Annotated in this window: 26 protein-coding genes; 23 read left to right on the plus strand and 3 right to left on the minus strand. The window is 67.1% G+C overall.

Annotated elements, in window-relative coordinates:
* Nucleotides 1–66 precede the first annotated feature (66 nt).
* Nucleotides 67–1,368 carry a citrate synthase gene (gltA, locus tag WS51_RS03135; protein ID WP_059450791.1) on the plus strand — a complete coding sequence of 434 codons (1,302 nt, stop codon included), beginning with the start codon at nt 67–69 and terminating at the stop codon, nt 1,366–1,368.
* A 90-nt stretch (nt 1,369–1,458) separates the two neighbouring features.
* Here gltA and WS51_RS03140 read toward each other — a convergent pair whose 3' ends face one another.
* Nucleotides 1,459–2,427, minus strand: a complete 969-nt coding sequence (locus WS51_RS03140) for a helix-turn-helix domain-containing protein (RefSeq protein ID WP_069229105.1) — start codon at nt 2,425–2,427, stop codon at nt 1,459–1,461.
* A 71-nt stretch (nt 2,428–2,498) separates the two neighbouring features.
* On the opposite strand from WS51_RS03140, the gene WS51_RS03145 reads away from it, so the two are divergent.
* From WS51_RS03145 to WS51_RS03165, 5 genes are all read left to right on the plus strand, one after another.
* Entirely contained in the window at nt 2,499–2,888 is a 390-nt protein-coding gene (locus tag WS51_RS03145) for a VOC family protein (protein WP_060022797.1), read from the plus strand.
* 112 nt (nt 2,889–3,000) lie between these two features.
* Nucleotides 3,001–4,254 carry a DUF1479 domain-containing protein gene (locus WS51_RS03150; protein WP_069228577.1) on the plus strand — a complete coding sequence of 418 codons (1,254 nt, stop codon included), beginning with the start codon at nt 3,001–3,003 and terminating at the stop codon, nt 4,252–4,254.
* A gap of 226 nt (nt 4,255–4,480) precedes the next feature.
* The gene (locus WS51_RS03155; RefSeq protein WP_059792510.1) at nt 4,481–5,239 is read left to right on the plus strand and encodes a dimethylarginine dimethylaminohydrolase family protein; all 759 of its coding nucleotides are present in this window, start codon (nt 4,481–4,483) and stop codon (nt 5,237–5,239) included.
* A gap of 100 nt (nt 5,240–5,339) precedes the next feature.
* Nucleotides 5,340–5,804, plus strand: coding sequence for an Lrp/AsnC family transcriptional regulator (locus tag WS51_RS03160; RefSeq protein ID WP_059506336.1), 465 nt, complete (start codon nt 5,340–5,342; stop codon nt 5,802–5,804).
* 138 nt (nt 5,805–5,942) lie between these two features.
* A complete protein-coding gene (locus tag WS51_RS03165; RefSeq protein ID WP_069228578.1) occupies nt 5,943–7,460 on the plus strand; it encodes an amino acid permease in 1,518 nt (505 codons plus the stop codon).
* Nucleotides 7,461–7,642: 182 nt separating this feature from the next.
* On the opposite strand, the gene WS51_RS03170 is transcribed toward WS51_RS03165, so the two are convergent.
* Both WS51_RS03170 and WS51_RS03175 read right to left on the minus strand, forming a co-directional pair.
* Nucleotides 7,643–8,368 carry a glutathione S-transferase gene (locus WS51_RS03170; RefSeq protein WP_059543143.1) on the minus strand — a complete coding sequence of 242 codons (726 nt, stop codon included), beginning with the start codon at nt 8,366–8,368 and terminating at the stop codon, nt 7,643–7,645.
* A gap of 127 nt (nt 8,369–8,495) precedes the next feature.
* On the minus strand, nt 8,496–8,828 hold the full coding sequence (locus tag WS51_RS03175) for a cupin domain-containing protein (RefSeq protein ID WP_059450798.1): 333 nt from the start codon (nt 8,826–8,828) through the stop codon (nt 8,496–8,498).
* Between the two features lie 274 nt (nt 8,829–9,102).
* Here WS51_RS03175 and leuC point away from each other — a divergent pair, with 274 nt between their 5' ends.
* The 17 genes from leuC (at nt 9,103) to purF (ending at nt 26,312) form a co-directional block, all read left to right on the plus strand.
* The gene (gene leuC / locus WS51_RS03180) at nt 9,103–10,512 is read left to right on the plus strand and encodes a 3-isopropylmalate dehydratase large subunit (RefSeq protein WP_059450799.1); all 1,410 of its coding nucleotides are present in this window, start codon (nt 9,103–9,105) and stop codon (nt 10,510–10,512) included.
* Nucleotides 10,513–10,515: 3 nt separating this feature from the next.
* Entirely contained in the window at nt 10,516–10,662 is a 147-nt protein-coding gene (locus tag WS51_RS03185) for an entericidin A/B family lipoprotein (RefSeq protein ID WP_059450800.1), read from the plus strand.
* A 65-nt stretch (nt 10,663–10,727) separates the two neighbouring features.
* Entirely contained in the window at nt 10,728–11,378 is a 651-nt protein-coding gene (gene leuD, locus WS51_RS03190) for a 3-isopropylmalate dehydratase small subunit (protein ID WP_059506334.1), read from the plus strand.
* Between the two features lie 75 nt (nt 11,379–11,453).
* The gene (gene leuB, locus WS51_RS03195; protein WP_059942263.1) at nt 11,454–12,521 is read left to right on the plus strand and encodes a 3-isopropylmalate dehydrogenase; all 1,068 of its coding nucleotides are present in this window, start codon (nt 11,454–11,456) and stop codon (nt 12,519–12,521) included.
* A 119-nt stretch (nt 12,522–12,640) separates the two neighbouring features.
* Nucleotides 12,641–12,760 carry a hypothetical protein gene (locus WS51_RS32765; protein WP_006754086.1) on the plus strand — a complete coding sequence of 40 codons (120 nt, stop codon included), beginning with the start codon at nt 12,641–12,643 and terminating at the stop codon, nt 12,758–12,760.
* Nucleotides 12,761–12,842: 82 nt separating this feature from the next.
* Nucleotides 12,843–13,964 carry an aspartate-semialdehyde dehydrogenase gene (gene asd / locus WS51_RS03205; protein ID WP_059506333.1) on the plus strand — a complete coding sequence of 374 codons (1,122 nt, stop codon included), beginning with the start codon at nt 12,843–12,845 and terminating at the stop codon, nt 13,962–13,964.
* 510 nt (nt 13,965–14,474) lie between these two features.
* The gene (locus WS51_RS03210) at nt 14,475–16,523 is read left to right on the plus strand and encodes a FimV/HubP family polar landmark protein (protein WP_069228579.1); all 2,049 of its coding nucleotides are present in this window, start codon (nt 14,475–14,477) and stop codon (nt 16,521–16,523) included.
* Nucleotides 16,523–17,335, plus strand: a complete 813-nt coding sequence (gene truA / locus WS51_RS03215) for a tRNA pseudouridine(38-40) synthase TruA (protein WP_059450805.1) — start codon at nt 16,523–16,525, stop codon at nt 17,333–17,335. Before WS51_RS03210 ends, truA begins: the two co-directional genes overlap by 1 nt.
* Nucleotides 17,332–18,033, plus strand: coding sequence for a phosphoribosylanthranilate isomerase (locus tag WS51_RS03220; protein WP_069228580.1), 702 nt, complete (start codon nt 17,332–17,334; stop codon nt 18,031–18,033). The genes truA and WS51_RS03220 overlap by 4 nt, the downstream gene beginning before the upstream one ends.
* A 55-nt stretch (nt 18,034–18,088) precedes the next feature.
* The gene (trpB, locus tag WS51_RS03225) at nt 18,089–19,282 is read left to right on the plus strand and encodes a tryptophan synthase subunit beta (RefSeq protein WP_059450807.1); all 1,194 of its coding nucleotides are present in this window, start codon (nt 18,089–18,091) and stop codon (nt 19,280–19,282) included.
* Between the two features lie 9 nt (nt 19,283–19,291).
* On the plus strand, nt 19,292–20,143 hold the full coding sequence (locus tag WS51_RS03230) for a DNA-methyltransferase (RefSeq protein WP_059506327.1): 852 nt from the start codon (nt 19,292–19,294) through the stop codon (nt 20,141–20,143).
* A 41-nt stretch (nt 20,144–20,184) separates the two neighbouring features.
* Nucleotides 20,185–21,003 (plus strand): tryptophan synthase subunit alpha, encoded by an 819-nt coding sequence (gene trpA / locus WS51_RS03235; RefSeq protein ID WP_069228581.1) that lies wholly within the window; start codon nt 20,185–20,187, stop codon nt 21,001–21,003.
* A 64-nt stretch (nt 21,004–21,067) separates the two neighbouring features.
* Nucleotides 21,068–21,940, plus strand: coding sequence for an acetyl-CoA carboxylase, carboxyltransferase subunit beta (gene accD / locus WS51_RS03240; RefSeq protein ID WP_059450810.1), 873 nt, complete (start codon nt 21,068–21,070; stop codon nt 21,938–21,940).
* A 100-nt stretch (nt 21,941–22,040) separates the two neighbouring features.
* Nucleotides 22,041–23,351: a bifunctional tetrahydrofolate synthase/dihydrofolate synthase gene (gene folC / locus WS51_RS03245; RefSeq protein ID WP_069228582.1), complete on the plus strand. Its 1,311-nt coding sequence runs from the start codon at nt 22,041–22,043 to the stop codon at nt 23,349–23,351.
* Between the two features lie 29 nt (nt 23,352–23,380).
* Complete coding sequence (locus WS51_RS03250; protein ID WP_059942267.1) at nt 23,381–24,226, plus strand: SPOR domain-containing protein; 846 nt, start codon at nt 23,381–23,383, stop codon at nt 24,224–24,226.
* A gap of 6 nt (nt 24,227–24,232) precedes the next feature.
* Nucleotides 24,233–24,727 (plus strand): CvpA family protein, encoded by a 495-nt coding sequence (locus WS51_RS03255; protein ID WP_059450813.1) that lies wholly within the window; start codon nt 24,233–24,235, stop codon nt 24,725–24,727.
* 52 nt (nt 24,728–24,779) lie between these two features.
* Complete coding sequence (purF, locus tag WS51_RS03260) at nt 24,780–26,312, plus strand: amidophosphoribosyltransferase (RefSeq protein WP_059450814.1); 1,533 nt, start codon at nt 24,780–24,782, stop codon at nt 26,310–26,312.
* The last annotated feature ends 22 nt before the right edge of the window (nt 26,313–26,334 follow it).

A 26,334-nucleotide genomic window follows, 5' to 3' on the forward strand; every position in this document is an offset into this window, starting at 1 on the left:
CGCCAAGGTGTAACGCGCTGCGCCCGTTATCGAATCCCGTTTCTTTATTTCGATTGAGGATGTGCCATGACTCCGTCTGATGTTAAAGCCACGCTATCGTTCAGCGACAACTCGCCGAGCGTCGAAATGCCGATCTACAAGGGCACGATGGGCCCGGACGTGATCGACATCCGCAAGCTGTACGGCCAGACCGGCAAGTTCACTTACGACCCGGGCTTCATGTCGACGGCTTCGTGTAATTCGGCGATCACGTACATCGACGGCGACAAGGGCGAACTCCTGTACCGCGGTTACCCGATCGACAACCTCGCGCAGAATGCCGACTTCCTCGAGTCCTGCTACCTGCTGCTGAAGGGCGAGCTGCCCAACGCGGCGCAGAAGAAGGAATTCGTCGACACGGTCACGAAGCACACGATGGTGCACGAGCAGATGCACTTCTTCTTCCGTGGCTTCCGCCGCGACGCGCACCCGATGGCGATCCTGGTCGCCGCGGTCGGCGCGCTGTCCGCGTTCTACCACGACTCGCTCGACATCAACGATCCGCGTCACCGCGAAGTGTCGGCGATCCGCATGATCGCGAAGCTGCCGACGCTCGTCGCGATGGCATACAAGTACAGCATCGGCCAGCCGTTCGTGTATCCGAAGAACTCGCTGTCGTACAGCGCGAACTTCATGCACATGATGTTCTCGAACCCGTGCGAAGAGTACAAGGTCAACGACGTGCTCGTCCGCGCACTCGACCGTATCCTGATCCTGCACGCCGACCACGAGCAGAACGCATCGACGTCGACGGTCCGCCTGGCCGGCTCGTCGGGCGCGAACCCGTTCGCATGTATCGCAGCCGGTATCGCATGTCTGTGGGGCCCGGCGCACGGCGGTGCGAACGAAGCCGCGCTGAACATGCTCGAGCAGATCGGTTCGCCGGACAACATCCCCGAATTCATCAAGCAGGTGAAGGACAAGAATTCGGGCGTGAAGCTGATGGGCTTCGGTCACCGCGTGTACAAGAACTACGACCCGCGTGCGAAGCTGATGCGCGAGACGTGCTACGAAGTGCTGAACGAACTCGGCCTGCACGACGACCCGCTGTTCAAGCTCGCGATGCAGCTCGAGAAGATCGCGCTGGAAGACGAATACTTCGTATCGCGCAAGCTGTACCCGAACGTCGACTTCTACTCGGGTATCGTCCAGCGCGCGCTGGGCATCCCGACGTCGATGTTCACGTGTATCTTCGCGATGGCACGTACGGTCGGCTGGATCGCACAGTGGAACGAAATGATCGCGGATCCGGAACAGAAGATCGGCCGTCCGCGTCAGCTGTTCATCGGCGACACGCCGCGCGAAGCGAAGCCGCTCAACGAACGTTGAGTCGCGCGTGGCGCGAACGGCCGCAAGGCCGCTCGCGTCCGGTAATCGCAACGCCTCGACACCCCGGTGGGTCATCCCGCCGGGGTGTTTTCATTTGCGCGGCCGAACGGCACGGCGTTCCAGCGATGGCGGCCGCGTGTCGAGCGGTGGCGGCGTGCCGGCGTCGGGAGCGTGACCGTGCCGCGCGAAGAACTGCCGGTATGCGCCGGGCGTCATCCCGCGCGCGGCAAGGAACTGGCGGTTGAGGTTCGCGGCGTTCGGAATGCCGCAGCGCGCGGCGACCGTCGCGATCGGCCAGTCGGTGCCGACCAGATGGCGGCACGCATGCGCAAGCCGCAGCCGCTGTACGTAGCGGCCGACGCTTTCGCCGAGGTGCCGCACGAACAGCCGCTGCAGCGTGCGTTCGGACATGTGCGCGACGGCGGCGAGCGCGTCGATGCGCAGCGGCTCGTGGAAGTGCCGGTCGATCGCGTCGAGCACGCGGTCGAGGCGCTCGGCTTCGGGCGCCGCCGACGCAGGCGATGTTGCCGCTGCGTCGGGCCGGCCATAGGCCTGCGCGGTGGCGAGCGGTTCGCCGCCGGCTTCGGCGAGATCGGCGAGCGTGTCGAGTGCGGCCGCGAGACGAACGCGCGGCGATGAGTCGAGCAATTGCGGCAAGCGTGCGCGCATCGCGCGGGCCGTCTCGGCATCGAACGCGAGGCCGGGCGCCGCGCGACGCAGCAGCGAGCGCAGCGGCGCGTACTCGGGACAGCAGTCGGCAATGCGCCGGGCCCAGTCGCCGTCGAACCAGACGACGAGCGCGACTTCCGGCGCATCGCGATCGATGCGCGCATTCGACGACCACGTGTGCGGCAGGTTGGGCGGGACGAGCACCAGGTCGTCGTCCGCGTAGTGGGCGACATGATCGCCGACGAAGCGCCGGCCCCGGCTGTTCAGCGTCAGCGTCAGTTCGTACTCGGGATGTCGATGCCATTCGAACGGAATGTGCGCGAGCTGACGGTGGTACACGCGAATCGAACAGCCGGGGGCGAACGTCACATGCTCGTACTGCGGTTTCATCGCGACCTCCGGGCGAGCGGGGCAACGCGCCGTGGCATGATCGTGGTCGATCGTCACGACGGAGCGATGCCATGTTTTCACATGTTTGCGTAGGCGTCAGCGACACCGCGCGCGCGTACGACTTCTACGCGCCGCTGCTCGCGGAACTCGGGCTGCGTCTGAAGTTCAGCGAGCCGGATGGCTGGTCGGGCTGGATGCCGGCCGATGCCGACCGGCCGTTGTTCTTCTTCGGCAGGCCCTTCGACGGCCGCGCGCCCGAACCGGGTAACGGCCACACGCTCGCGTTCGACGCGCACACGCGCGCGCAGGTCGACCGCTGCCATGCACTCGCGCTGCAGCACGGCGCCACCTGCGACGGGCCGCCGGGCCTGCGGCCGCACTATCACCCCGACTACTACGGCGCGTATTTCCGCGATCCGGACGGCAACAAGCTGTGCGTGGTCTGCCATCGTCGCGAGTAGCGAGCGGTTGTCAGGATTGTATCGATAGTTGACTGGATAGTGTCAATGACGGCGACGCGGCGGCCGTACGCTGAATGCTCACCATGACACACGATTCAGCGAGGAGACGACGATGCACCTGACGATTGACGATCTGCCGGCCGCCATCCGCACGGCGAAAAGCGCGCTGCGCGCCGACCTGCCCGGTTATGCGGCCACCTTCCGCGAGCTGGAGGGAGACATCGCGCGGCAGGTCGACGCGATCTGCGGCGCGCACGCGCATGGCCGCGACGTGATTCCGGTGCTGCGCTTCGCGGATATCGCGAATGGCAGCGTCGATCCGCAGGCGGTCGCCGCGATTCGCGCGCACGGCGCGGCGGTGATTCGCGGCGTGTTCGACGCGCAGCAGGCGCGCGACTGGAACGACGAAATCGGCGCCTATCTGGACGCGAACCGCTTCGCCGAGCGGCTGCATGCACGTGCCGAGGACCGCTACTTCGGCAACCTCGCGTCGGGCAAGCCGCAGATCTACGGCGTCTACTGGTCGAAGCCGCAGGTGGCCGCGCGCCAGTCGCCGGCCCTCACGCAGGCACGCGTGTTCCTGAATCGCCTGTGGCGTCATGCGGACGGCACGCGCACGCATTTCGATCCCGATCAGGTGCCCGTGTACGCGGACCGGATCCGCCGCCGGCCGCCGGGATCGACATCGCTCGGGCTGTCGCCGCACGTCGACGGCGGCTCGGTCGAACGCTGGCTCGGCGCGAATTTCCGGCAGGTGTATCGCCACGTGCTCGCCGGCCGCTGGCGCGATTACGATCCATTCGACGCCGCGTTCCGCCCCGACGTCGAGGAAATTCCGTCGCCGGCCGTGTGCTCGATGTTCCGCACGTTTCAGGGCTGGACCGCGCTGACGCCGCAAGGGCCAGGCGACGGCACGCTGCAGCTGATCCCGATCGCCAATGCGATGGCGTACGTCGTGCTGCGCGCGCTGCAGGACGACGTCGCCGACGAGGACCTGTGCGGCGCGCGCCCGGGTCGCGCGTTGTCGATCCTGCCCGAATGGCATGCGTTGCTGCTCGACGCGCTGGTGCCGATTCCGCACATGGAGCCGGGCGATGCGGTGTTCTGGCATGGCGACGTCGTGCACGCGGTCGAGGATGCGCATCGCGGCACCGGCGACAGCAACGTGATGTACATCGCGGCCGCGCCCGGTTGCGCGAAGAACGATGCGTACCTGCAGCGCCAGCGGCCCGCGTTCCTGGGTGGCGACAGCCCGCCCGATTTTCCGGCCGACCATTTCGAGGTCGATTTCGACGGACGAGGGGGCGAAAGCGATCTCACGGCGCTGGGGCGCGCGCAAATGGGATTCTTGCCCGTGGCTGCCTGACCGTCGCAGCGGCGGCTTGGCCGGTCCGGCATCTGTGTACCGCGCATTTGCGTCGCGCATGCCGGCCTTCTGCCGAATCCGCTGCGTCCCGCCTGCAATTCGACGCGATCGGCTGCGGGAACGCCAGAATTCGACGCAAATTGCGCAATTTGGCTTCCGATAATGGTCCGGACACAACGCAGCTCCCCCGTGTGACGCACGGGGCAGCGTGACCATGGAGGAGTCGATGCAATTCACGCAAGCGATCGTTCGCCGTCCTGCGCCGTCCTGCGGCGCGGGTCTCACCACCGCCGCGCTCGGCGCGCCCGATTACGACAAGACGCTCACGCAGTTCCACGCGTACTGCGATGCGCTGCGCGGCCTCGGTGTCGAGCTGACCGAACTGCCGCCGCTGGACGCGTTCCCCGATTCGCACTTCGTCGAGGACGTCGCCGTCGTCACGCCCGAATTCGCGGTGATCACGCGCCCGGGCGCGCCTGCACGGCGCGGCGAGACGGCGCACATCGAAGCGGCGCTCGGCGCGCATCGCGACCTGCTGCCGATGCAAACCGGCCGTCTCGACGGCGGCGACGTGATGCTGGTCGGCAAGCGCTTCTACATCGGCCTGACGAGCCGCACCGATGCCGAGGGCATTGCCGAGTTCGAGTCGCTGGTGTCGCGCTTCGGCTATTCGGTCGTCGCGGTGCCGGTCGGCGCGGGCCTGCACCTGAAGTCGGTCGTCAATGCGCTCGGCGACGACACGCTGCTCGTGACCGAGGCGCTGGCCGCGCATCCGGCATTCGCCGAGTATCGCCGGATCGCCATCTCGGCTGACGACGAATACGCGGGCAACACGCTGCGCGTGAACGGCACGCTGATCACGCCGGCCGGCTATCCGCGGGTGCACGACGCGATTCAGTCGCTCGGGCTGCCGCTTCACGTGATCGACACGAGCGAGTTCCGCAAGATGGACGGCGGCCTGACCTGCCTGTCGCTGCGCTTCTAGCCGATTGGCGCGCGGCCGCTTCGGCCGGATAATGTGGCCCCGCGCGGAACTGGGGGAGATGCTCCGCGCACCAGCCACGACCCGACCGGAGCGAACGCGGATGACCGACAAGAAAATGCAGCTCGACAAGATCGACCTCCGGATTCTCGACATCCTGCGCACCGACGGACGCATTTCGTACCGGAAGCTGTCGGAGCTCGTGAACCTCACGCCGCGTCCGTGTCAGGCGCGCGTGGAGCGGCTCGAGGCCCTCGGCGTGATCGCGGGCTATCGGGCGGTGATCAACGCGCCGCGCGCGACCAAGCCGATCGTCGTGATTGCGCAGATCGTGCTGGCCGACCATGGGCGTTCGCAGGCGCCGTTCGAGGACGAGATGCGGAACAATCCGGCGGTGCTCGACTGCTGGCTCGTCAGCGGCACGTTCGATTTTCTCGTGCGGCTCGCGTGCGAGGACCTCGACGAATACCGGCGGATCGCGAACGTGTGGCTGGAAAGCCCGCGCTTCCGCATCGAGAAGATCGTGACGACGGCCGAGCTGCAGGCGATCAAGCGCAGCGTCGTCTGACGCGGCCGTGCGCGTCCGGGCCGCCGGCATCGGATGCGCGGCCCGGCGGGCAGGACCGGTTTCGACGCGAATAACCGGGTCAATCGATTGGTATTCCGAATCAATCGACGCGGCCCGAATCCAGTCAGGGTGAACACTATGGATGCTTTGCAAACGGCAGTGGAGACGGCCGCGCCGTCCGGGACGGCGCTGAAACGCCGGCTGCAGAGCCGCCACATCGCGATGATCGCGATCGGCGGCTCGATCGGCACGGGGTTGTTCGTCGCGTCGGGTGCGTCGGTCGCGCAGGCGGGGCCGGGCGGCGCGATCGCCGCGTATATCGCGATCGGCCTGATGGTCTACTTCGTCGTCACGGGGCTCGGCGAGATGGCCGCGCTGATGCCGGTGTCGGGCTCGTTCGCGATCTACGGCGAGAAGTACGTCGACGAAGGCTTCGGCGTCGCGCTCGGCTGGACCTACTGGTACAGCTGGGCGGTGACGATCGCGATCGAGCTCGTCGCCGGGCAGATCGTGATGCGCTATTGGTTTCCGGCCGTGCCGGGCGTGTGGTGGGGTGCGGGGTTCCTGGTGCTGATCTTCCTGCTGAACACGCTCTCGGTGCGCGGCTTCGGCGAATCCGAATACTGGTTCTCGCTGATCAAGGTCGTCACCGTGATCGCGTTCATCGCGGCGGGGTTGCTGATCGCGGCCGGCCTGCTCGGCAACGGGCATCCGGTTGGCTTGCGCAACTTCAGGACCGGCGATGCGCCGTTCGTCGGCGGCGTGCACGCGATGATGAGCGTCGCGCTGATCGCGGGTTTCTCGTTTCTCGGCACCGAGCTGGTCGGGATCACGGCCGGCGAATCGGAAAACCCGCGCAAGACGATCCCGCGCGCGGTGAAGCAGATCTTCTGGCGGATCATGCTGTTCTACGTGCTCGCGATCTTCGTGATCGGCCTGCTGGTCCCGTACACCGATCCGAACCTGCTGAAGAGCGACGTGACCGACATCGGCGTGAGCCCGTTTACGCTCGTGTTCAGCCATGCGGGCTTTCCGCTCGCCGCGGGCGCGATGAACCTCGTGATCCTGACGGCCGTGCTGTCGGCCGGCAACTCCGGCACGTATGCAGCCACGCGGATGCTGTACAACCTCGCGGCGGAAGGCCGTGCGCCCGCGATGTTCGCGACGCTTTCGCCGAGCGGCGTGCCGCGCAACGCACTTTACGCGACGATGGCGGTCGGCGGGTTGTGCTTCCTCACGTCGCTGACGAACAACCAGAGCGTCTATCTGTGGCTGCTCAATACGGTCGGCATCACCGGCTTCATCGCGTGGCTCGGCATCGCGGTCTGCCACTACCGGTTCCGCAAGGGCTTTCTGAAGCAGGGCTACCGGCTCGACCAATTGCCGTATCGCGCGAAGTGGTTTCCGTTCGGGCCGCTGTTCGCGATCGCGATCTGCATCGTGATCTCGCTCGGGCAGGATTACCAGGCGTTCTTCGCCGCGCGCATCGACTGGATGGAAGTGCTGTCGATCTATGTCTGGATCCCGCTGTTCGTCGCGATCTGGTGGGGGTATCGCCGCGTGCGCAAGAGCCGGCTCGTGCGATACGAGGAGATGGAGATCGGGCCGTGGCTGATGCACCCGGCCGACGAAACGGGGCACGCGCGCGAGCGGTAGCCGGGCGGCGCACGGCGTGCGTGCGGCCTCGGGCCGGGATACCGTCGCGTTCGCGTAGCGTGACGGGCAGGGCCCCCGGCGCGCCGCGCGCTTCCCGATCGATTCCGGGTCCGGCACACAACATCGAACTGCGCGCGGTTGCGCAGCCGCTACCGCTACGGCGATTGACGCGGCGGCCTGCGCTACTTGTCCAGTTCCGGGTAGTGCCGGAAGATTCCCATGTCGTTGAACGGGATGCGGCGCGCCGACTCCAGATAGCGCGCGACGGGCGGATGCCGGGCAACGCGGTCGTGCAGGCCGACGAGTCCCGCGACCTTGCGCTCCGCGCGCTTCATCGCCTTCGGGAACGCATAGCGCAACCCTTCGATCAGCTGAAATATCGACAGGTCCGCATAACTGAGCGCGCCGCCGGCGATGTAGCCGCCCTTGTGCGGATTCTGCTCGAGCACGCGATCGAAGTAGCCGAGGAACTTCGGCAGGCGGTGCGCGAGGAAATCGGCCGAGCGCTCGGCCGCTTCGGCTTTCTGATCCTCGTAGTACAGGCCGCTGCCGATCGGGTGATGCGTGTCGTGGATCTCGGTGACGAAATCGGCGACGGTCAACTGAAGCTGATGAACCCACAGCCGCCCGGCTTCGTCGTCGGGCGCGAGCCCGAGGCGCGCGCCGAGAAACAGCAGGATGTTCGCGGTCTGTCCGACGAGCACGTCGCCGGCCTTCAGGAACGGCGGCGCGAACGGCACGCATTCGGCTTTCTTGCTGTCCATCAGCCGCATCATTGCCGACACGCCCATGCCGCGCCCCGATTCGCGCGCGACGTCGACATAGTCGGCCTCTGCCGCCTCGAGCGCGAGTCGCACATATTCGCCGCGGCCCTGAATCTCGGGCCAGTAATAGAGTTCGTATCGCATGCGGTGCTCCTGTCCGGTCGATGCGCCGGGCCATGCGCGCATCGTGATGGCGGGAAGGGCGGCCGCGCCGCCCGTTGCGAATAGACAGTCTAGGAGATCGCGCGGCAAGCGCGGTGCTTGCCGCATGTCATGCGTCGCGCGCGTCGCGTTCGCCGCCTTCGGGGCCGTAGAAGAACACCCAGGTTGAAAAGTCGTCGGAAAAGCCGACGAAGCGGTGCGACGCGAAGGCAGGAACGAACGCCACGTCGCCCGCCGCGACGCTGCATTCGCGCCCGTCGACGACGAAGCGGGACGTGCCGGCGGCGATCACGTAGACCTCGTCGCGCGTATGCGGCGTCTGCAGGTCCTCGCCGCGCGGCCGGTACAGTTCGACGTCGAGCGTGCCGTGGCGAAACAGCGTCGTGAACAGCGTGCCTTCATCGTCGAGGCGGGCGAGCGATTCGTTGATGCCGAGTTTCATCGTCGTGGGCTCCGGGGCGGACCGTGGGGGCGTGCGGACGTGCGCCGTTTCATCGTATGCCGGAATGCGCGTCGACGCGAACACCGCGAGCGACGGGCATCGAGATGGCCGATGCAGCCGTTTGGCTGGTAATGCCGATACAGGTATTGGCACTACCAGCCAAACCACTGTTTTTAATGGGTTTTTTTCGCTTCGGGCCTGCGCCGTGGCGCGTTCCGCGTGGCATAATCGACCGCATCCGCAAGGCTTGTAGTCACAACGACCCCGCATACCCATGGCACAGACTCTCTACGACAAACTGTGGAATACCCACGTCGTCCACACCGAGGACGACGGCACGGCATTGCTCTATATCGACCGTCAGCTGCTGCACGAAGTCACGAGCCCGCAGGCGTTCGAAGGGCTGAACGTCGCGCACCGCCCGGTGTGGCGCATCAGCGCGAACCTGGCCGTGTCGGACCACAACGTCCCGACCACCGATCGCAGCCACGGCATCGCCGATCCGGTCTCGAAGCTGCAGGTCGACACGCTCGACGCGAACTGCGACGCGTTCGGCATCACGCAGTTCAAGATGAACGACGTGCGCCAGGGCATCGTGCACATCATCGGGCCGGAGCAGGGCGCGACGCTGCCGGGCATGACGATCGTCTGCGGCGATTCGCACACGTCGACGCACGGCGCGTTCGGCGCGCTCGCGCACGGCATCGGCACGTCGGAAGTCGAGCACGTGCTCGCGACGCAAACCTTGCTGCAGAAAAAGAGCAAGAACATGCTCGTGAAGGTCGAGGGTGCGCTGCCGCGCGGCTGCACTGCGAAGGACATCGTGCTCGCGATCATCGGCAAGATCGGCACGGCCGGCGGCACGGGCTACGCGATCGAATTCGGCGGCTCGACGATTCGTGCGCTGACGATGGAAGGCCGGATGACCGTCTGCAACATGGCGATCGAAGCCGGTGCGCGCGCGGGCATGGTCGCCGTCGACGACACGACGATCGATTACCTGAAGGGCCGTCCGTTCGTGCCGACCGGCGCGGAATGGGATCAGGCCGTCGAGTACTGGCGCGAATTCAAGTCCGACGAAGGCGCGCAGTTCGACCGCGTCGTCGAGCTGAACGCGGCCGAGATCGTCCCGCAGGTCACGTGGGGCACGTCGCCGGAAATGGTCACGTCGATCGACGGCCGCGTGCCCGATCCCGAGCGCGAGAAGGATCCGGTCAAGCGCGACGCGATGGAGCGCGCGCTGGCGTACATGGCGCTCGAGCCGAACACGCCGATCGAGTCGATCAAGGTCGACAAGATCTTCATCGGCTCGTGCACGAACGCGCGCATCGAGGACATCCGCGCGGCCGCGTATGTCGTGAAGAAGCTGAATCGCCGCATCGCGGCGAACGTGCGTCTCGCGATGGTCGTGCCGGGTTCGGGCCTCGTGAAGGCGCAGGCCGAGCGCGAAGGCCTCGACAAGGTGTTCACCGATGCAGGCTTCGAATGGCGCGAGCCGGGCTGCTCGATGTGCCTCGCGATGAACGCCGACCGGCTCGAGCCGGGCGAGCGCTGCGCGTCGACGTCGAACCGCAACTTCGAAGGCCGGCAGGGCGCGGGCGGCCGCACGCACCTGGTGAGCCCCGCGATGGCGGCGGCGGCGGCGATCGAAGGCCATTTCGTCGACATTCGCAAGCTGGGGTAACGCGTGACGGCATCGAAGCTCATCGCGCGGCTGGTTGCCGCGCTGGCGCTCGCGGGGCTGGGCTTCGGCCTCGCGGGCTGCAATACCGTCCGAGGCTTCGGCCAGGACGTCAATGCCGCCGGCAACGCGCTGCAGCGCGCCGCGGAGTGACATCCGCCGAGAATTTGTCGATGTGCGCCGGCTGAATGCCGGCCCTTCAACCGGATAGACGGATCATGGAAAAATTCAATGTGCATACCGGCGTCGTGGCGCCGCTCGATCGCGAGAACGTCGACACCGACGCGATCATCCCGAAGCAGTTCCTGAAGTCGATCAAGCGCACGGGCTTCGGCCCGAACGCGTTCGACGAATGGCGTTACCTCGACCACGGCGAGCCGGGCCAGGACAACTCGAAGCGCCCGCTGAACCCGGATTTCGTGCTGAACCAGCCGCGCTACCAGGGCGCATCGGTGCTGCTCGCACGCAAGAACTTCGGCTGCGGCAGCTCGCGCGAGCACGCGCCGTGGGCGCTGCAGCAGTACGGCTTCCGCGCGATCATCGCGCCGAGCTTCGCCGACATCTTCTTCAACAACTGCTACAAGAACGGGCTGCTGCCGATCGTGCTGACCGAGCAGCAGGTCGATCACCTGTTCAACGACACGTATGCGTTCAACGGCTATCAGCTGACGATCGATCTCGACGCGCAGGTCGTGCGTACGCCCGACGGCCGCGAGTATGCGTTCGACATCACGGCGTTCCGCAAGTACTGCCTGCTGAACGGTTTCGACGACATCGGCCTCACGCTGCGCCACGCGGACAAGATCCGCCAGTTCGAAGCCGAGCGGCTCGCGAAGCAGCCGTGGCTCAACAACAAGCTGGTCGGCTGAGATTGCCTCGGGGCGGGCGCGCATGACGTGCGCCCGCCGGCCTGCCACCTACACTCATCCAGTCAGGAACAACGCATGAAGATTGCAGTGCTGCCCGGCGACGGCATCGGTCCGGAAATCGTCAACGAAGCGGTCAAGGTGCTGAACGCCCTCGACGAGAAGTTCGAACTCGAACAGGCGCCGGTCGGCGGCGCGGGCTACGAGGCGAGCGGTCATCCGCTGCCGGACGCGACGCTGAAGCTCGCGAAGCAAGCCGACGCGATCCTGTTCGGCTCGGTCGGCGACTGGAAGTACGACTCGCTCGAGCGCGCGCTGCGCCCCGAGCAGGCGATCCTCGGGCTGCGCAAGCATCTCGAGCTGTTCGCGAACTTCCGCCCGGCGATCTGCTATCCGCAACTCGTCGACGCATCGCCGCTGAAGCCGGAGCTCGTCGCGGGCCTCGACATCCTGATCGTGCGCGAACTGAACGGCGACATCTACTTCGGCCAGCCGCGCGGCGTGCGCGCGGCGCCCGACGGCCCGTTCGCCGGCGAGCGCGAGGGATTCGACACGATGCGCTATTCGGAGCCGGAAGTGCGCCGCATCGCGCACGTCGCGTTCCAGGCCGCGCGAAAGCGCGCGAAGAAGCTGCTGTCGGTCGACAAGTCGAACGTGCTCGAAACGTCGCAATTCTGGCGCGACATCATGATCGACGTGTCGAAGGAATACGCGGATGTCGAACTGTCGCACATGTACGTCGACAACGCGGCGATGCAGCTCGCGAAGGCGCCGAAGCAGTTCGATGTGATCGTGACCGGCAACATGTTCGGCGACATCCTGTCGGATGAAGCATCGATGCTGACGGGCTCGATCGGCATGTTGCCGTCGGCGTCGCTCGACAAGAACAACAAGGGTCTGTACGAGCCGTCGCACGGTTCGGCCCCGGACATCGCGGGCAAGGGCATCGCGAACCCGCTGGCGACGATCCTGTCGGCCGCGATGCTGCTGCGCTACTCGCTGAATCGTGCGGAGCAGGCCGATCGCATCGAGCGTGCGGTGAAAACGGTGCTCGAACAAGGCTATCGCACGGGCGACATCGCGACGCCGGGTTGCACGCAGGTCGGCACGGCGGCGATGGGCGACGCGGTGGTCGCCGCGCTGTAACGCGCGCGGCAAGCAATCATGCGGTGAATTGTAGAAAGGGCGCGAACGGGCCGCGAAATCGGCCGGTTCGCGCGTGGTTGGCCGTTGTGCGGCCCACCGGCTTTGTGTAGACTCGAACGATGGCGCTGATTTCCCTGATCTCCCCGGTCCTGAAACTCCACGGCAACATTGCCCGTGCGGGTACGCGCGCCATCGTCATCACGAAAACCATTACCACGAAAACGATCATTAAACGCTGATCGTCCGTCGTGCCCGCCTGTTTCCCCGCGCGGTCACGCCGGGGGCGGAAATGGCGGGGAAGCTCCATTCAAAGGGTTAGTCATGAACGTAGGTCTCGTAGGTTGGCGCGGCATGGTCGGCAGCGTGCTGATGCAGCGCATGCAGGAAGAAGGCGATTTCGACCTGATCGAACCGGTGTTTTTCAGCACCAGCAATACGGGCGGGAAAGCACCGTCGTTCGCGAAAAACGAGACTACGCTCAAGGACGCGACCAACGTCGACGAGCTCAAGAAGTGCGACGTGATCATCACGTGCCAGGGCGGCGATTACACGAACGACGTGTTCCCGAAGCTGCGCGCGGCCGGCTGGAACGGCTACTGGATCGACGCGGCTTCGTCGCTGCGGATGCAGGACGATGCGGTCATCATCCTCGATCCGGTCAACCTCGACGTGATCAAGGACGCGCTCGTCAAGGGCACGAAGAACTTCGTCGGCGGCAACTGCACGGTCAGCCTGATGCTGATGGCGCTCGGCGGCCTGTTCCGCGAGAACCTCGTCGACTGGATGACGGCGATGACCTATCAGGCCGCATCGGGCGCTGGCGCGCAGAACATGCGTGAGCTGCTGTCGCAGATGGGCGCGCTGCACGGCTCGGTGCAGGAGCAGCTCGCCGATCCGGCATCCGCGATTCTCGACATCGATCGCCGCGTGCTCGCGACGATGAACAGCGATGCAATGCCGACGAGCCAGTTCGGCGTGCCGCTCGCGGGCTCGCTGATTCCGTGGATCGACAAGGATCTCGGCAACGGGATGTCGAAGGAAGAATGGAAGGGCGGCGCGGAAACCAACAAGATCCTCGGCAAGCCGGCCATGGGCCAGCCGGGTTCGATCCCGGTCGACGGGCTGTGCGTGCGGATCGGCGCGATGCGCTGCCACTCGCAGGCGCTGACGATCAAGCTGAAGAAGGACGTCCCGCTCGACGAAATCAACGGCATCCTCGCGTCGGCCAACGACTGGGTGAAGGTCGTGCCGAACGAGCGCGAAGCGTCGATGCGCGACCTGTCGCCGGCGAAGATCACCGGCACGCTGACGGTGCCGGTCGGTCGCCTGCGCAAGCTCGCGATGGGCGGCGAATACCTGTCGGCGTTCACGGTCGGCGACCAGCTGCTGTGGGGCGCGGCCGAGCCGCTGCGCCGCATGCTGCGCATCCTGCTCGACAAGTAAGGATCGGATTGCGCCGCGCGTGCGTCGCCGGCGCGCGATGCGAAACGCCTGCCAGCCCTTCGCGGGGCGGCAGGCGTTTTTACGTGGGTTGGCGCAGCGGCATGCGGGCAGAACGCCGAACCGCTCCCCACGGAGGTGCGACGCGAGCTGTACGGAGATGCATTCGTTCGGAACGAGATGCGGTCGCCACAATCATCATCGTTTGATGATTCCGTTTTGATACAGCGGCCGTGGGTGATTGATGGTGAGGATCGGCGCGGCGGCGTGCAATCGGTGCGCCGGTGGTTGGGGCCAGTAGCGATCGCGCCGATGCCCGGGCATGGACCGCCACATCCACCGGCGACGAATTCGGCCGGAACCCGATCGCGTGAAGTAAACTACGAGGCTACGACGCGCAGAGTCGCTGAAAGCGTCGCGTTCTGCGCGACGCTTTTGCATTTCTGCGGCGACTTTATTGACGCTTCCCTACGCGAATCCGAGCCGCGCCCGCGCGCGGCGATAGAGCCTACGATGTCCCGAATTTCCTTGTTTCCGCGTCAGTCCCGTCTGTCGCGCGCCGTGCGTGGCGCGCTGGCGATCCTGGCACTCGGCGCGGCCGCGTCGGCCTGGGCGGCCGGCGCCGTCGAACTGCCGGCTTCCGCAGCAGGCGGCCCCGCGCCGCTCACGGTGACGGTCCAGCCGGGCCAGTCGCTGAACGATCTCGCGAAGGCGGCTACGCAGTCGCACGATCCGGCCGTGCTCGCGCGCGCCGGACGCGCGCTGTTCGACGCCAACCCGCAGGCGTTCATGAAACGCGACCCGAGCCGCCTGAAAGTCGGCGCGACGCTGACGGTGCCCGCGCTCGACGCGACGGGCGCCGCGCTGTCGGCGGCCGGTGCATCAGGCGCATCAGGTGCGTCGGCAACGTCCGCGGTGGCCGCCGCGTCGGGTACGGTCGCGACTGCGCAGCATGGCGCGTCCGCGCCGCATCCGGTGTCGGCCGTGCAAACGGCGCCGGCCGCACCGGCAGCACATACCGCGCCGGTCAGCGGCGCGAGCGTCGCGGCGGCAGTCGCGGCAGGCGCGTCGGCTTCGACCAGTGCGTCCGCCGCGCATGGCGCGTCGACGGTGGAACCGGCTCAGCCGCCCGCGCCTGCGGCCGGTGCAAGCGGCCCACACGTATGGAGCGGCGCGATTCAGCCGGCGACACCGTCGTCCGCGAGCGAAGCCGCCGTCCCGCCCGCGCAGGGTAGTCAGGGCGAAGGCATGCACGAACCGTCCGCGGCGGCACCCGTCGCGGTCGCATCGCAGCCGCGGCCGTCGAGTCTGCAGCAACTGCTCGCGCTGAAGAACCGCGTGCTGATGGAGCTGCAGAAACACGGAATCGGCAAGCCGGCCGCGACGAGCAACGTCGCACCTGCGCCGGCTGCCCCGCGCGCGGCCGCGAACGAAAACGCGTCTGCTGCCGCATCGTCGCCTGTCGCGAGCGACGCGGCGGCCAGTGCGGCCGCCAGTGCGGTGCAACCGGCATCGGCGCCCGCGCAGCCGGCCGTGCCGGTGACGGCGGCGCCGCCCACGCGTGGTTCCGAACAAATCGACTGGCGCCCGGTCGCAGCGGCCGGCGCGGCCGTGGTCGTTCTCGCGGCCGGATTCGCGTGGCGCAAGCGCCGCAAACCGCGCGCTGCCGAGACGGCCGCCGCGCAACCCGGCGGGGCGGCAAGCGGTGACGCCGGCTCATCGTCGACGCCCGTCGAACCTGTGCCGCCCGTTCTTCCCGAGACGCCGCTCGCCCGCGACGCGGCCGCCGACGTGACGCTTGTTTCGGCCGCCGCGGTAGCCGCAGAGGTGGCTGAGACGCGCGATGTCGACGTGCCTTCGTCGCCGGAAGCGGCAACGACGCAGGACGATTACAAGGAAGCGCCGGCTGCGCCCGCAGTGCCGCTCGTCGCGGAGTCGGCCCCGCACGACGCGAAGCCGGTCGGCGAGACGCCCCCCGGTGAGCCGATCGAGGCACCCGCCGCGCCGGCGGCGAACGATGCCCAGCACGCGGCGCTGATGCAGAACGCGATCAGCGCGCTGAACAGCCTCGACATGCCGCTGCCGCCGCGTACGGCGGAAGAGCCGGCCGCTCGGGACGCGCATGCCGAAAGCGAGCAAATCGCAACTAACGGTCAAGCCACATCGCCCCCGCCCGTTGGTGCGAGCGATTCGGCTCCCGGCCATTCGGCCGACCAGGAAGACGAGTTCGGCTGGGATCCGGATGCGGCAATGCCGGCGTCACACGCGGGCAGCACGTCCGCGCCGTCGCCGCTGCCGCCGCTCGGCGGCGCGCAGTTCGGCGCGTTGAAGCTGGATTTCGATCTCGACCTGCCGTCCGCGCCGGGCGCCGAGCTGCCCGCGCTGACGCCGGAAGAGCTGGCCCGCATCGCCCGCAACAAGCTGGACCTCGCATCGGAGTATGTCGAGCTGGGCGACCTGTCCGGCGCGCGCACGCTACTGCAGGAAGTCGTCGATGCAAACGACGCCGCGACGCGCGACGATGCGCGCGCGCTGCTTGCGAAACTGGCGGAAGAGGCGTGATGCGGATCGCGCTGGGGATTCAGTACGACGGCGCCGCATTCTGCGGCTGGCAGGCGCAGCCGCACGGGAAGACCGTGCAGGACGCGCTCGAGCGCGCGCTTGGCGAATTCGCGTGCGTGCCGCTGCATACGACGGTCGCGGGGCGCACCGATACGGGCGTGCACGGGCTCGGGCAGGTCGTTCACTTCGACACGGAGCTCGACCGCGCCGATTTCTCGTGGGTGCGCGGCACCAACGCATTCCTGCCGCCGACCGTCTCGGTACAGTGGGCGAAGCCGATGCCGGACACGTTCCACGCGCGTTTCTCTGCGTTCGAACGCACCTACTACTACGCGCTGTACGTGCATCCCGTGCGCTCGCCGATGCTGGCCGGCCGTGCCGGCTGGATCCACACGCCGCTCGACGACGATGCGATGCGCGCCGCCGCCGCGCACCTGATCGGCGAGCACGATTTCTCGTCGTTCCGGTCGTCGGAATGCCAGTCGAAGACGCCGGTCAAACACCTGTACCAGATCGACGTGCGGCGTGCAGGGCACTTCATTCATTTCCGCTTCCGCGCGAATGCGTTCCTGCACCACATGGTGCGCAACCTGATGGGCTGCCTCGTCGCGGTCGGGCGCGGCCGCTATCCGGCGGACTGGCTGGCCGACGTGCTGGCCGGGCGCGACCGCAATCTCGCCGCGCCGACGTTCATGGCCGACGGGCTGTACCTTGCCCATGTCGGCTACCCGGCGGAATTCGCCGTCCCGCCCGCGCAGCTCGGCAGTGTGCCGTGGAGCAGCGTCTGGGCCGACCTGGACCCACAACCATGACGGATCACGCCGTGTCTTCTTCGACTCCCGCCGCGGCCGGCCTCGCGCCGCGCACGCGCATCAAGCTGTGCGGCCTGTCGCGCCCCGAGGACGTGCAGCACGCCGCCGCGCTCGGCGCCGACGCGATCGGCCTCGTGTTCTATCCGAAGAGCCCGCGCGCGGTGTCGATCGCGCAGGCGGCCGAGCTTGCGCGCCTCGCGCCGCCGTTCATGTCGGTGGTCGGGCTGTTCGTGAACGCGACCGACGCCGAGATCGACGCGGTCGTGCGCGACGTGCCGCTCACCGTGCTGCAGTTCCACGGCGACGAGACGCCCGAGCAGTGCGATGCGCTCGGCCGCGCGGCACGCCTGCCGTGGTTGCGCGCGGTGCGTGTCGGCCCCTCGACGCAGCCGGCCGATTTGGTAGAATCGGCTCTTCATTATTCGAAAGCGCGCGGCCTCCTGTTCGACACCCTGGTGCCGGACTACGGTGGTAGCGGCAAGGTCTTCGATTGGTCACTTATTCCCGCAGAGCTCGCGCATCGGGCCGTTTTGAGTGGTGGCTTGAACGCGCAAAACGTCGGTGATGCGATCCGCCAGTTGCGCCCGTTTGCTGTCGATGTCTCGAGCGGCATCGAAGTGGAGGGCGCGAAGGGCGTGAAGGATCACGCCCGGATGGCGGCGTTCGTACGCGCGGTGCGCGAAGCGGACGCCGGGTGATGCAAGCCGGTGCGGCCCCGATAACGGAGCGCGCCGACCGATCGAGAGTGACACCATGTACAACCTTCCTGATGATCGCGGCCACTTCGGCCCGTATGGCGGCGTGTTCGTCGCCGAAACGCTGATTCACGCGCTGGACGAACTGCGCGCGGCGTATGAAAAATTCCGCAATGACCCCGATTTCGTCGCCGAATACGAGCGCGAACTGAAGTATTTCGTCGGCCGTCCGTCGCCGATCTATCACGCGCAGCGCTGGAGCGAGATGCTCGGCGGCGCGCAGATCTACCTGAAGCGCGAAGACCTGAACCATACCGGCGCGCACAAGATCAACAACGTGATCGGCCAGGCGCTGCTCGCGAAGCGGATGGGCAAGAAGCGCGTGATCGCCGAGACGGGCGCCGGCCAGCACGGCGTCGCGACGGCGACGATCTGCGCGCGCTTCGGGATGGAGTGCATCGTCTACATGGGCGCCGAGGACGTGCGCCGCCAGGCCGCGAACGTCTACCGGATGAAGTTGCTCGGTGCGACGGTCGTGCCGGTCGAATCGGGTTCGCGCACGCTGAAGGACGCGCTGAACGAAGCGATGCGCGACTGGGTCACGAACATCGAAAGCACGTTCTACATCATCGGCACGGTCGCGGGCCCGCACCCGTATCCGGCGATGGTGCGCGACTTCCAGCGCGTGATCGGCGACGAGTGCAAGGTGCAGATGCCGGAACTCGCCGGCCGGCAGCCGGACGCGGTGATCGCGTGTGTCGGCGGCGGCTCGAACGCGATGGGCATCTTCTATCCGTACATCGACGACACCTCGGTGCAGCTGATCGGCGTCGAAGCGGCCGGCGACGGCCTCGACACCGGCCATCACGCGGCGTCGCTGATCGCCGGCAGCCCCGGCGTGCTGCACGGCAATCGCACGTACCTGCTGCAGGACGAAAACGGCCAGATCATCGAGACGCATTCGGTGTCGGCCGGCCTCGACTATCCGGGCGTCGGCCCCGAGCACGCGTGGCTGAAGGACAGCGGCCGCGCGCAGTACGTGCCGATCACCGACGAAGAGGCGCTGAAGGCGTTCCACGACTGCTGCCGGATCGAGGGGATCATCCCGGCGCTCGAGTCGAGCCACGCGATCGCGTATGGCGTGAAGCTCGCGCCGACGTTGCCGAAGGACAAGATCCTGCTCGTCAACCTGTCGGGCCGCGGCGACAAGGACATGCACACGGTCGCCGAGCGATCGGGCATCGCGCTCTGACCCCGACCGATGCGTGACCTGATCGAACAACCGGGCGGCGGCGCCGCGAGCGAAGCGGAGGCGGTGCAGCCTGCCGTCGCCGTGCCGTGCGCGCTGCCGTCCGGGATCGAACTGCACAACCGCGATTTCATGTCCGAAGCCGCGCGCCTGCCGGATGCGTCGATCGACCTGATCGTCGCCGATCCGCCGTACGGGCTCGGCAAGGACTACGGCAACGACTCGGACAAACGCTCGGGCGACGACTTTCTCGCGTGGACGCGCGAGTGGCTCGAACTCGCGATTCCGAAGCTCAAGCCGAGCGGGTCGATGTACATCTTCTGCACGTGGCAGTACGCGCCGGAAATCTTCAGCTTCCTGAAGACGAAGCTCACGATGGTCAACGAGATCATCTGGGACCGGCGCGTGCCGAGCATGGGCGGCACGACGCGCCGTTTCACGTCGGTGCACGACAACATCGGCTTTTTCGCGGTTTCCAAGGCGTATTACTTCGATCTCGATCCGGTCCGCATCCCCTACGACGCCGACACGAAGAAGGCCCGCTCGCGCAAGCTGTTCGAAGGCAGCAAGTGGCTGGAGATGGGCTACAACCCGAAGGACGTCTGGTCGGTCTCGCGCCTGCATCGGCAGCACGCGGAGCGCGTCGATCATCCGACCCAGAAGCCGCTGGAAATCATCGAGCGGATGGTGCTCGCAAGCTGCCCGCCGGGCGGCCGCGTGCTCGATCCGTTCATGGGCAGCGGCACGACCGCGGTGGCCTGCGCACGGCAGGGGCGCGACTTCGTCGGCTACGAGATCAACGAAAGCTATTGTGCGATCGCGCACGAGCGCGTGAGCGCGCTCGCGGCGCCGGCGTGCGCGTGAATCGCGCCGCCGCATCGCCGAATGCATCCAGGAAAATTGCCATGTCTTCCCGTATTCAGCAGACCTTCGCCGCACTCGCCGAACAAGGCCGCAAGGGCCTGATCCCGTTCATCACGGCCGGCGACCCCGACCCCGCGAAGACCGTCGAATTCATGCACGCGCTCGCCGAAGGCGGCGCCGACGTCATCGAGCTCGGCGTGCCGTTCTCGGACCCGATGGCCGACGGCCCGGTGATCCAGCGCTCGTCGGAGCGCGCGCTCGCGCGCGGCGTCACGCTCAAGAGCGTGCTCGCCGACGTGAAGTGCTTTCGCGAGACCGACCAGAAAACCCCCGTCGTGCTGATGGGTTATGCGAACCCGATCGAACGGATGGGCGTCGACACGTTCGCGACCGAAGCGCAGGCGGCCGGGGTCGACGGCGTGCTCGTCGTCGACTATCCGCCGGAGGAAGCCGGTGTGTTCGCCGAGAAAATGCGTGCCGCGCAGATCGATCCGATCTTCCTGCTCGCGCCGACGTCGACCGACGAACGCATTGCCGACGTGGGCAAGATCGCGAGCGGCTACGTGTACTACGTGTCGCTCAAGGGCGTGACCGGTGCGGGAAATCTGGATGTTTCGAGCATTGCGGGTAAAATCCCGGCCATCAAGTCGCGCGTGCCGGTTCCGGTGGGCGTCGGCTTCGGCATCCGCGACGCCGAAACGGCGCGCGCCGTGGCCGAAGTGTCGGACGCCGTCGTGATCGGCAGCCGCCTGGTGCAGCTGCTCGAGAGCGCCGCGCCGGACGGTGCGGCCGCCGCGCTGAAGACTTTCATCGCCGAGCTGCGCGCCGCCCTGGACGGCGCCGGCCAGACGGCGCGATAAACACAACACAGGAAGCGGGAACGGGCCGGTCGGCCCGCCCCGCCACGGAACAGGAAACCATACGATGAGCTGGCTCGACAAACTGTTGCCGCCGAAGATCAAGCAGACCGACCCGAAAAGCCGCAAGGGCATTCCGGAGGGCCTGTGGGTCAAGTGCCCGTCCTGCGAGGCCGTGCTGTACCGCAACGACGTGGACGCGAACCTCCATGTGTGCCCGAAGTGCGACCACCACATGCGCATCGGTGCGCGCGAGCGCCTCGACGGGTTGCTCGATCCGGAAGGCCGCTACGAGATCGGCCAGGAAATCGTGCCGGTCGATTCGCTGAAGTTCAAGGATAGCCGCAAGTACCCCGATCGTCTGAAGGAAGCGATGGACGAAACGGGCGAGACCGACGCGATGGTCGTGATGGGCGGCGCGATCCACACTCTGCCTGTCGTCGCGGCCTGCTTCGAGTTCTCGTTCATGGGCGGCTCGATGGGCTCGGTCGTCGGCGAGCGCTTCGTGCGCGGCGCGCAGAACGCGCTGGAGCAGCAGGTGCCGTTCATCTGCTTCACGGCGTCGGGCGGCGCGCGGATGCAGGAAAGCCTGCTGTCGCTGATGCAGATGGCCAAGACCACCGCGATGCTGACCAAGCTGGCCGAGGCCAAGCTGCCGTTCATCTCGGTGTTGACCGACCCGACGATGGGCGGCGTGTCGGCGAGCTTCGCGTTCCTCGGCGACGTCGTGATCGCCGAGCCGAAGGCGCTGATCGGCTTTGCCGGCCCGCGCGTGATCGAGCAGACGGTTCGCGAGAAGCTGCCGGAAGGCTTCCAGCGCGCGGAATTCCTGCTGAAGACGGGCGCGATCGACATGATCGTCGATCGTCGCAAGATGCGCGACGAGATCGCGCAACTGCTCGCGCTGCTGCAGCGACAGCCGGCCGACGCGCTGGCCTGATTGGCGCGGCGTTGTGAACTGCGCGCGTCGCCCGGCTCAACCGCCGGGCGGCGCGTTTCGTTTTTTGGCGTAGTGGCGGTACCGATTCAGATTTGATCCGATGAGCACTTTTCCTACTCTCGACGCGTGGCTTTCGCATCTCGAACGCGCGCACCCGGTCGGCATCGACATGGGCCTTGCCCGCATCGGGCAGGTCAAGGCGGCGTTGCAACTCGAATTCGAGTGCCCGGTGATCACGGTCGGCGGCACGAACGGCAAGGGTTCGACCTGCGCGTTCCTCGAGGCGATCCTCGTGCACGCGGGCTACAAGGTCGGGTGCCACACGTCGCCGCACCTGCTCGAATTCAGCGAGCGTGCGCGCGTGAACGGCCAGCAGGTGAGCGACGCCGAGCTGCTGCCGCACTTCGAAGCCGTCGAGGCAGCGCGCATGTCGCTGCCCGAGCCGGTGTCGCTCACGTACTTCGAATTCACGACGCTCGCGATCCTGCACCTGTTCGCGTCGCGCGGGCTCGACGCGGTGATCCTCGAAGTCGGCCTCGGCGGCCGGCTCGATGCGGTCAACGTCATCGATGCCGATTGCGCGATCGTCACCAGCATCGACATCGACCACACCGAATACCTCGGCGACACGCGCGAGAAGATCGCGTTCGAGAAGGCCGGGATCTTCCGCGCGGGCAAGCCGGCGATCTGCGGCGACCCCGCGGTGCCGAACACGCTGGTCGAGCATGCGGAAGCGATCGGCGCCGACCTGTGGCTGGTCGGGCGCGATTTCCGCTACGAAGCGCAGCCGGGCGCGGAGCGCCAGCAATGGAGCTATCTCGGCCGCGAGAAGCGCTATCCGGCGCTCGCGTACCCGGCGTTGCGCGGCGCGAATCAGCTGATCAATGCGTCGGCCGCGCTCGCCGCGCTCGAGGCGCTGCGCCCGGTGCTGCCGGTGTCCGCGCAGGACATCCGGCTCGGGCTCGCCAACGTCGAGCTGCCGGGCCGCTTCCAGGTGCTGCCCGGCAAGCCGGCGATCGTGCTGGACGTCGCGCACAACCCGCATGCGGCGGCCGTGCTCGAGCAGAACCTCGGCAACATGGGCTTCTTCCCGTACACGTACGCGGTGTTCGGCGCGATGCACGACAAGGACATCGACGGCGTGTTGCGGCATCTGAAGGGCGAGATCGATCACTGGTGCGTGACGGACCTGCCGCTGCCGCGCGCGGCGAGCGCCGAGCAGCTCGAAGCCGCGCTGCGCAAGGCCGGCGTTGAAGACTCGGCCGATTCGAGCGTGACGCGGTTCGCATCGCCCGCCGAAGCGTTTCGCGATGCACTAAAAAGAGCATCCGAGAATGATAGAATCGTGGTTTTCGGCAGTTTCCATACGGTGGCAGGTGTGATGGCCTACCGGAAATCGCAGCAACACTGACTGACGGGCAGTTTCGGACTCAGCCATTCATGGGAATTTTCTCGTTCGGCAAGAAAGACGACGACGCGCCCCCGCGGCGCGGCGGTCGTACCGGGACCTCCCGGAACGTGCGCACGGAGCGCACTGAACGCGTCGAGCGGCGCACGCGCCGCACCGAGCGTCCGGAATCGGACGCACTGCTCCTCGATCCGACCCTTCCAGAAAAGCAACGCGCCCGCCGGCGTCTCGTCGGTGCGATCGCGCTCGTCGTCGCGGCGGTGATCGTGCTGCCGATGGTGCTCGATTCGCATCCGAAGCCCGTGACGGACGACATCGCGATCGACATCCCGAACCGGCCCGCGCATCAGGCGGTCGCGCCGCGCGACGACGACGCGTCCGACGTGCAGGCGGGCGTCGCGCACGACGAGCCGCCGGCATCCGATGTCGCCGTGGCGGCCGTGCCCGCCGCCAAGGATGCGGCCAAGCCGGCCGCGAAGCCCGATTCCACGACTTCGACCTCGACGACCACGGCGAGCGTGGCGCCGCCGAAGCCCGCGGCGAAGCCGGCCACGGCCGCACCGGCGCCGAAGCCCGCTGCGCCGAAGCCGGCACCCGCGGCGGTCGCGAACGCCGACGCCGCCGACAGCGGCGACGCATCGTCGACGCCGTCGTCGGCCGGTGCGCGCTTCGCGGTGCAGCTCGGTTCGTTCAAGGACGACGCGACGGCCCGTCAATGGGCCACCAAGTTGAAATCGGCGGGGGTGCCCGCATATGTCGAGCATCGCAAGCAGGCTGACGGCAGCACGGCTACACTGCTGCGTGCCGGCCCGTTCGCGGATCGCGCGGCGGCGTCCGCCGCGATCGCGAAGGTGCGCGAAGCCGGACTCACGCAGTAACGTGCGATGCTGACGGCTTTCGACTACGCTGTATTGGCGGTAATCGCGTTGTCTGCGCTGCGTGGCGCATGGCGCGGTTTCGTCTCGGAGATTTTCGGGCTGATCGGCTGGATCGCGGCGATCGTGATCGCGGCCCGCTATGTCGGACTGGTCGTGCCGTATATCCCGGCTAACTGGCCGGGCGGCGCGCTGACACAGTGGGTGCTCGCGTTCGCGCTGATCGTGATCGGCGTCGTGTTCGTCGCCGGAGTCGCGAATGCGCTGTTGTCGCGGATCGCGCAGGCGACGGGCCTCGGCGGGGTCGATCGCTCGCTGGGCATGATGTTCGGGCTCGTGCGCGGCTGCGTGCTGGTGGTGCTGCTGGTCGCGGCGGCCGGGCTGACCGAATTGCCCAAACAGGATTTCTGGCGCAATGCGCTATTGCGTCCCTTCGCCGAGCAGGGCGTGCACGAGCTGAAGCAGCTCCTGCCCGACGGCATGGCCCAGTACGTGCGCGTGTGACGGCGCGCACCGGGCAGGACGGAACCGATTTTGTCATCTTGAAGGACATGCCATGTGCGGCATCGTAGGCGTTATCTCCCAATCCCCGGTCAATCAGCTGATCTATGACAGCCTGCTGCTGCTGCAGCATCGCGGTCAGGACGCAGCGGGCATCGCGACGGCGGACGGCAGCAATTTCCACATGTACAAGGCGAACGGCATGGTGCGCGACGTGTTCCGCACGCGCAACATGCGCAGCCTGCCCGGCACCTTCGGCATCGGCCAGGTCCGTTATCCGACGGCCGGCTCGGCGTCGAGCGAGGCCGAGGCGCAGCCGTTCTACGTGAACGCGCCGTTCGGGATCATCCTCGCGCACAACGGCAACCTGACGAACTGGGAACAGCTGAAGGACGAGATGTTCCGGATCGATCGCCGGCACATCAACACCAATTCCGACAGCGAAGTGCTGCTCAACGTGTTCGCGCACGAGCTGCAACTGTCGACGACGGGCCTCGAACTCGATCCGGCCGCGGTGTTCAAGGCGGTCGCGGGCGTGCATCGGCGCCTGCAGGGCTCGTACGCGATCGTGTCGCTGATCGCCGGCTACGGCCTGCTCGCGTTCCGCGATCCGTTCGGCATCCGCCCGCTCTGCATCGGCAAGCTCGAGACCGAAAACGGCACCGAATGGATGGTCGCGTCGGAATCGGTGGCGGTCGAAGGCATCGGCTTCGAATTCGTGCGCGACGTGCAGCCGGGCGAAGCGATCTTCATCGACAAGGCCGGCAACTTCCATAGCCAGCAGTGCGCCGAGCACCCGACGCTGAATCCGTGCATGTTCGAGTACGTGTATCTCGCGCGTCCGGATTCGTGCCTCGACGGCGTGCCCGTCTACAACGTGCGCCTGCGCATGGGCGACTACCTCGCCGAGAAGATCAAGCGCGAGCTGCCGAACGTGCCGATCGACGTCGTGATGCCGATTCCCGATTCGTCGCGTCCGGCCGCGATGCAGGTCGCCGCGAAGCTCGGCGTCGAGTATCGCGAAGGCTTCTTCAAGAACCGCTACGTCGGCCGCACCTTCATCATGCCGGGCCAGGCCGTGCGCAAGAAGTCGGTGCGCCAGAAACTCAATGCGATGAGCATCGAGTTCAAGGACAAGCACGTGCTGATCGTCGACGACTCGATCGTGCGCGGCACGACCTCGCACGAGATCGTGCAGATGGCGCGCGATGCGGGCGCGAAGTCGGTGATCTTCGCGTCGGCGGCGCCGCCCGTGAAGTTCCCGAACGTGTACGGCATCGACATGCCGACGCGCGGCGAGCTGGTTGCGCATGGCCGCAGCGACGAAGAAGTCGCGAAGATCATCGGCGCCGACTACCTGATCTATCAGGACGTCGACGACCTGCGCCGCGCGGTGCGCGACATCAACCCGAAGCTCGAGCGCTTCGAGGCGTCCTGCTTCGACGGCAACTACATCACCGGTGCCGTGACGCCCGAGTACCTCGATGCGATCGAGCGCGCGCGTCTCGCACCGGCGTCGCAGGCCGATCGCGACACGGCTGGCGATGCCGCCCGTTCGCAGATGAACCTGCAGCTGTCGGTCGAGTGACACCGGCGCACGCTTCGGATGA

The sequence above is a fragment of the Burkholderia territorii genome, from assembly GCF_001718335.1.
GTDB classification, from domain to species: Bacteria; Pseudomonadota; Gammaproteobacteria; order Burkholderiales; family Burkholderiaceae; genus Burkholderia; species Burkholderia territorii.

Excerpts from the sequence above, each read along its gene's own strand:
- WS51_RS03145 (WP_060022797.1), top strand. The coding sequence starts at position 2,499 with ATGTTTTCACATGTTTGCGTAGGCGTCAGCGACACCGCGCGCGCGTAC.
- trpA (WP_069228581.1), top strand. The coding sequence starts at position 20,185 with ATGTCTTCCCGTATTCAGCAGACCTTCGCCGCACTCGCCGAACAAGGC.
- WS51_RS03220 (WP_069228580.1), top strand. The coding sequence starts at position 17,332 with ATGACGGATCACGCCGTGTCTTCTTCGACTCCCGCCGCGGCCGGCCTC.
- WS51_RS03140 (WP_069229105.1), bottom strand. The coding sequence starts at position 2,427 with ATGAAACCGCAGTACGAGCATGTGACGTTCGCCCCCGGCTGTTCGATT.
- WS51_RS03230 (WP_059506327.1), top strand. The coding sequence starts at position 19,292 with ATGCGTGACCTGATCGAACAACCGGGCGGCGGCGCCGCGAGCGAAGCG.
- WS51_RS03210 (WP_069228579.1), top strand. The coding sequence starts at position 14,475 with ATGTCCCGAATTTCCTTGTTTCCGCGTCAGTCCCGTCTGTCGCGCGCC.
- WS51_RS03150 (WP_069228577.1), top strand. The coding sequence starts at position 3,001 with ATGCACCTGACGATTGACGATCTGCCGGCCGCCATCCGCACGGCGAAA.
- leuD (WP_059506334.1), top strand. The coding sequence starts at position 10,728 with ATGGAAAAATTCAATGTGCATACCGGCGTCGTGGCGCCGCTCGATCGC.
- WS51_RS32765 (WP_006754086.1), top strand. The coding sequence starts at position 12,641 with ATGGCGCTGATTTCCCTGATCTCCCCGGTCCTGAAACTCCACGGCAAC.
- leuC (WP_059450799.1), top strand. The coding sequence starts at position 9,103 with ATGGCACAGACTCTCTACGACAAACTGTGGAATACCCACGTCGTCCAC.
- accD (WP_059450810.1), top strand. The coding sequence starts at position 21,068 with ATGAGCTGGCTCGACAAACTGTTGCCGCCGAAGATCAAGCAGACCGAC.
- WS51_RS03160 (WP_059506336.1), top strand. The coding sequence starts at position 5,340 with ATGACCGACAAGAAAATGCAGCTCGACAAGATCGACCTCCGGATTCTC.
- WS51_RS03155 (WP_059792510.1), top strand. The coding sequence starts at position 4,481 with ATGCAATTCACGCAAGCGATCGTTCGCCGTCCTGCGCCGTCCTGCGGC.
- WS51_RS03255 (WP_059450813.1), top strand. The coding sequence starts at position 24,233 with ATGCTGACGGCTTTCGACTACGCTGTATTGGCGGTAATCGCGTTGTCT.
- trpB (WP_059450807.1), top strand. The coding sequence starts at position 18,089 with ATGTACAACCTTCCTGATGATCGCGGCCACTTCGGCCCGTATGGCGGC.
- truA (WP_059450805.1), top strand. The coding sequence starts at position 16,523 with ATGCGGATCGCGCTGGGGATTCAGTACGACGGCGCCGCATTCTGCGGC.
- folC (WP_069228582.1), top strand. The coding sequence starts at position 22,041 with ATGAGCACTTTTCCTACTCTCGACGCGTGGCTTTCGCATCTCGAACGC.
- WS51_RS03175 (WP_059450798.1), bottom strand. The coding sequence starts at position 8,828 with ATGAAACTCGGCATCAACGAATCGCTCGCCCGCCTCGACGATGAAGGC.
- gltA (WP_059450791.1), top strand. The coding sequence starts at position 67 with ATGACTCCGTCTGATGTTAAAGCCACGCTATCGTTCAGCGACAACTCG.
- purF (WP_059450814.1), top strand. The coding sequence starts at position 24,780 with ATGTGCGGCATCGTAGGCGTTATCTCCCAATCCCCGGTCAATCAGCTG.
- leuB (WP_059942263.1), top strand. The coding sequence starts at position 11,454 with ATGAAGATTGCAGTGCTGCCCGGCGACGGCATCGGTCCGGAAATCGTC.
- WS51_RS03250 (WP_059942267.1), top strand. The coding sequence starts at position 23,381 with ATGGGAATTTTCTCGTTCGGCAAGAAAGACGACGACGCGCCCCCGCGG.
- asd (WP_059506333.1), top strand. The coding sequence starts at position 12,843 with ATGAACGTAGGTCTCGTAGGTTGGCGCGGCATGGTCGGCAGCGTGCTG.
- WS51_RS03170 (WP_059543143.1), bottom strand. The coding sequence starts at position 8,368 with ATGCGATACGAACTCTATTACTGGCCCGAGATTCAGGGCCGCGGCGAA.
- WS51_RS03165 (WP_069228578.1), top strand. The coding sequence starts at position 5,943 with ATGGATGCTTTGCAAACGGCAGTGGAGACGGCCGCGCCGTCCGGGACG.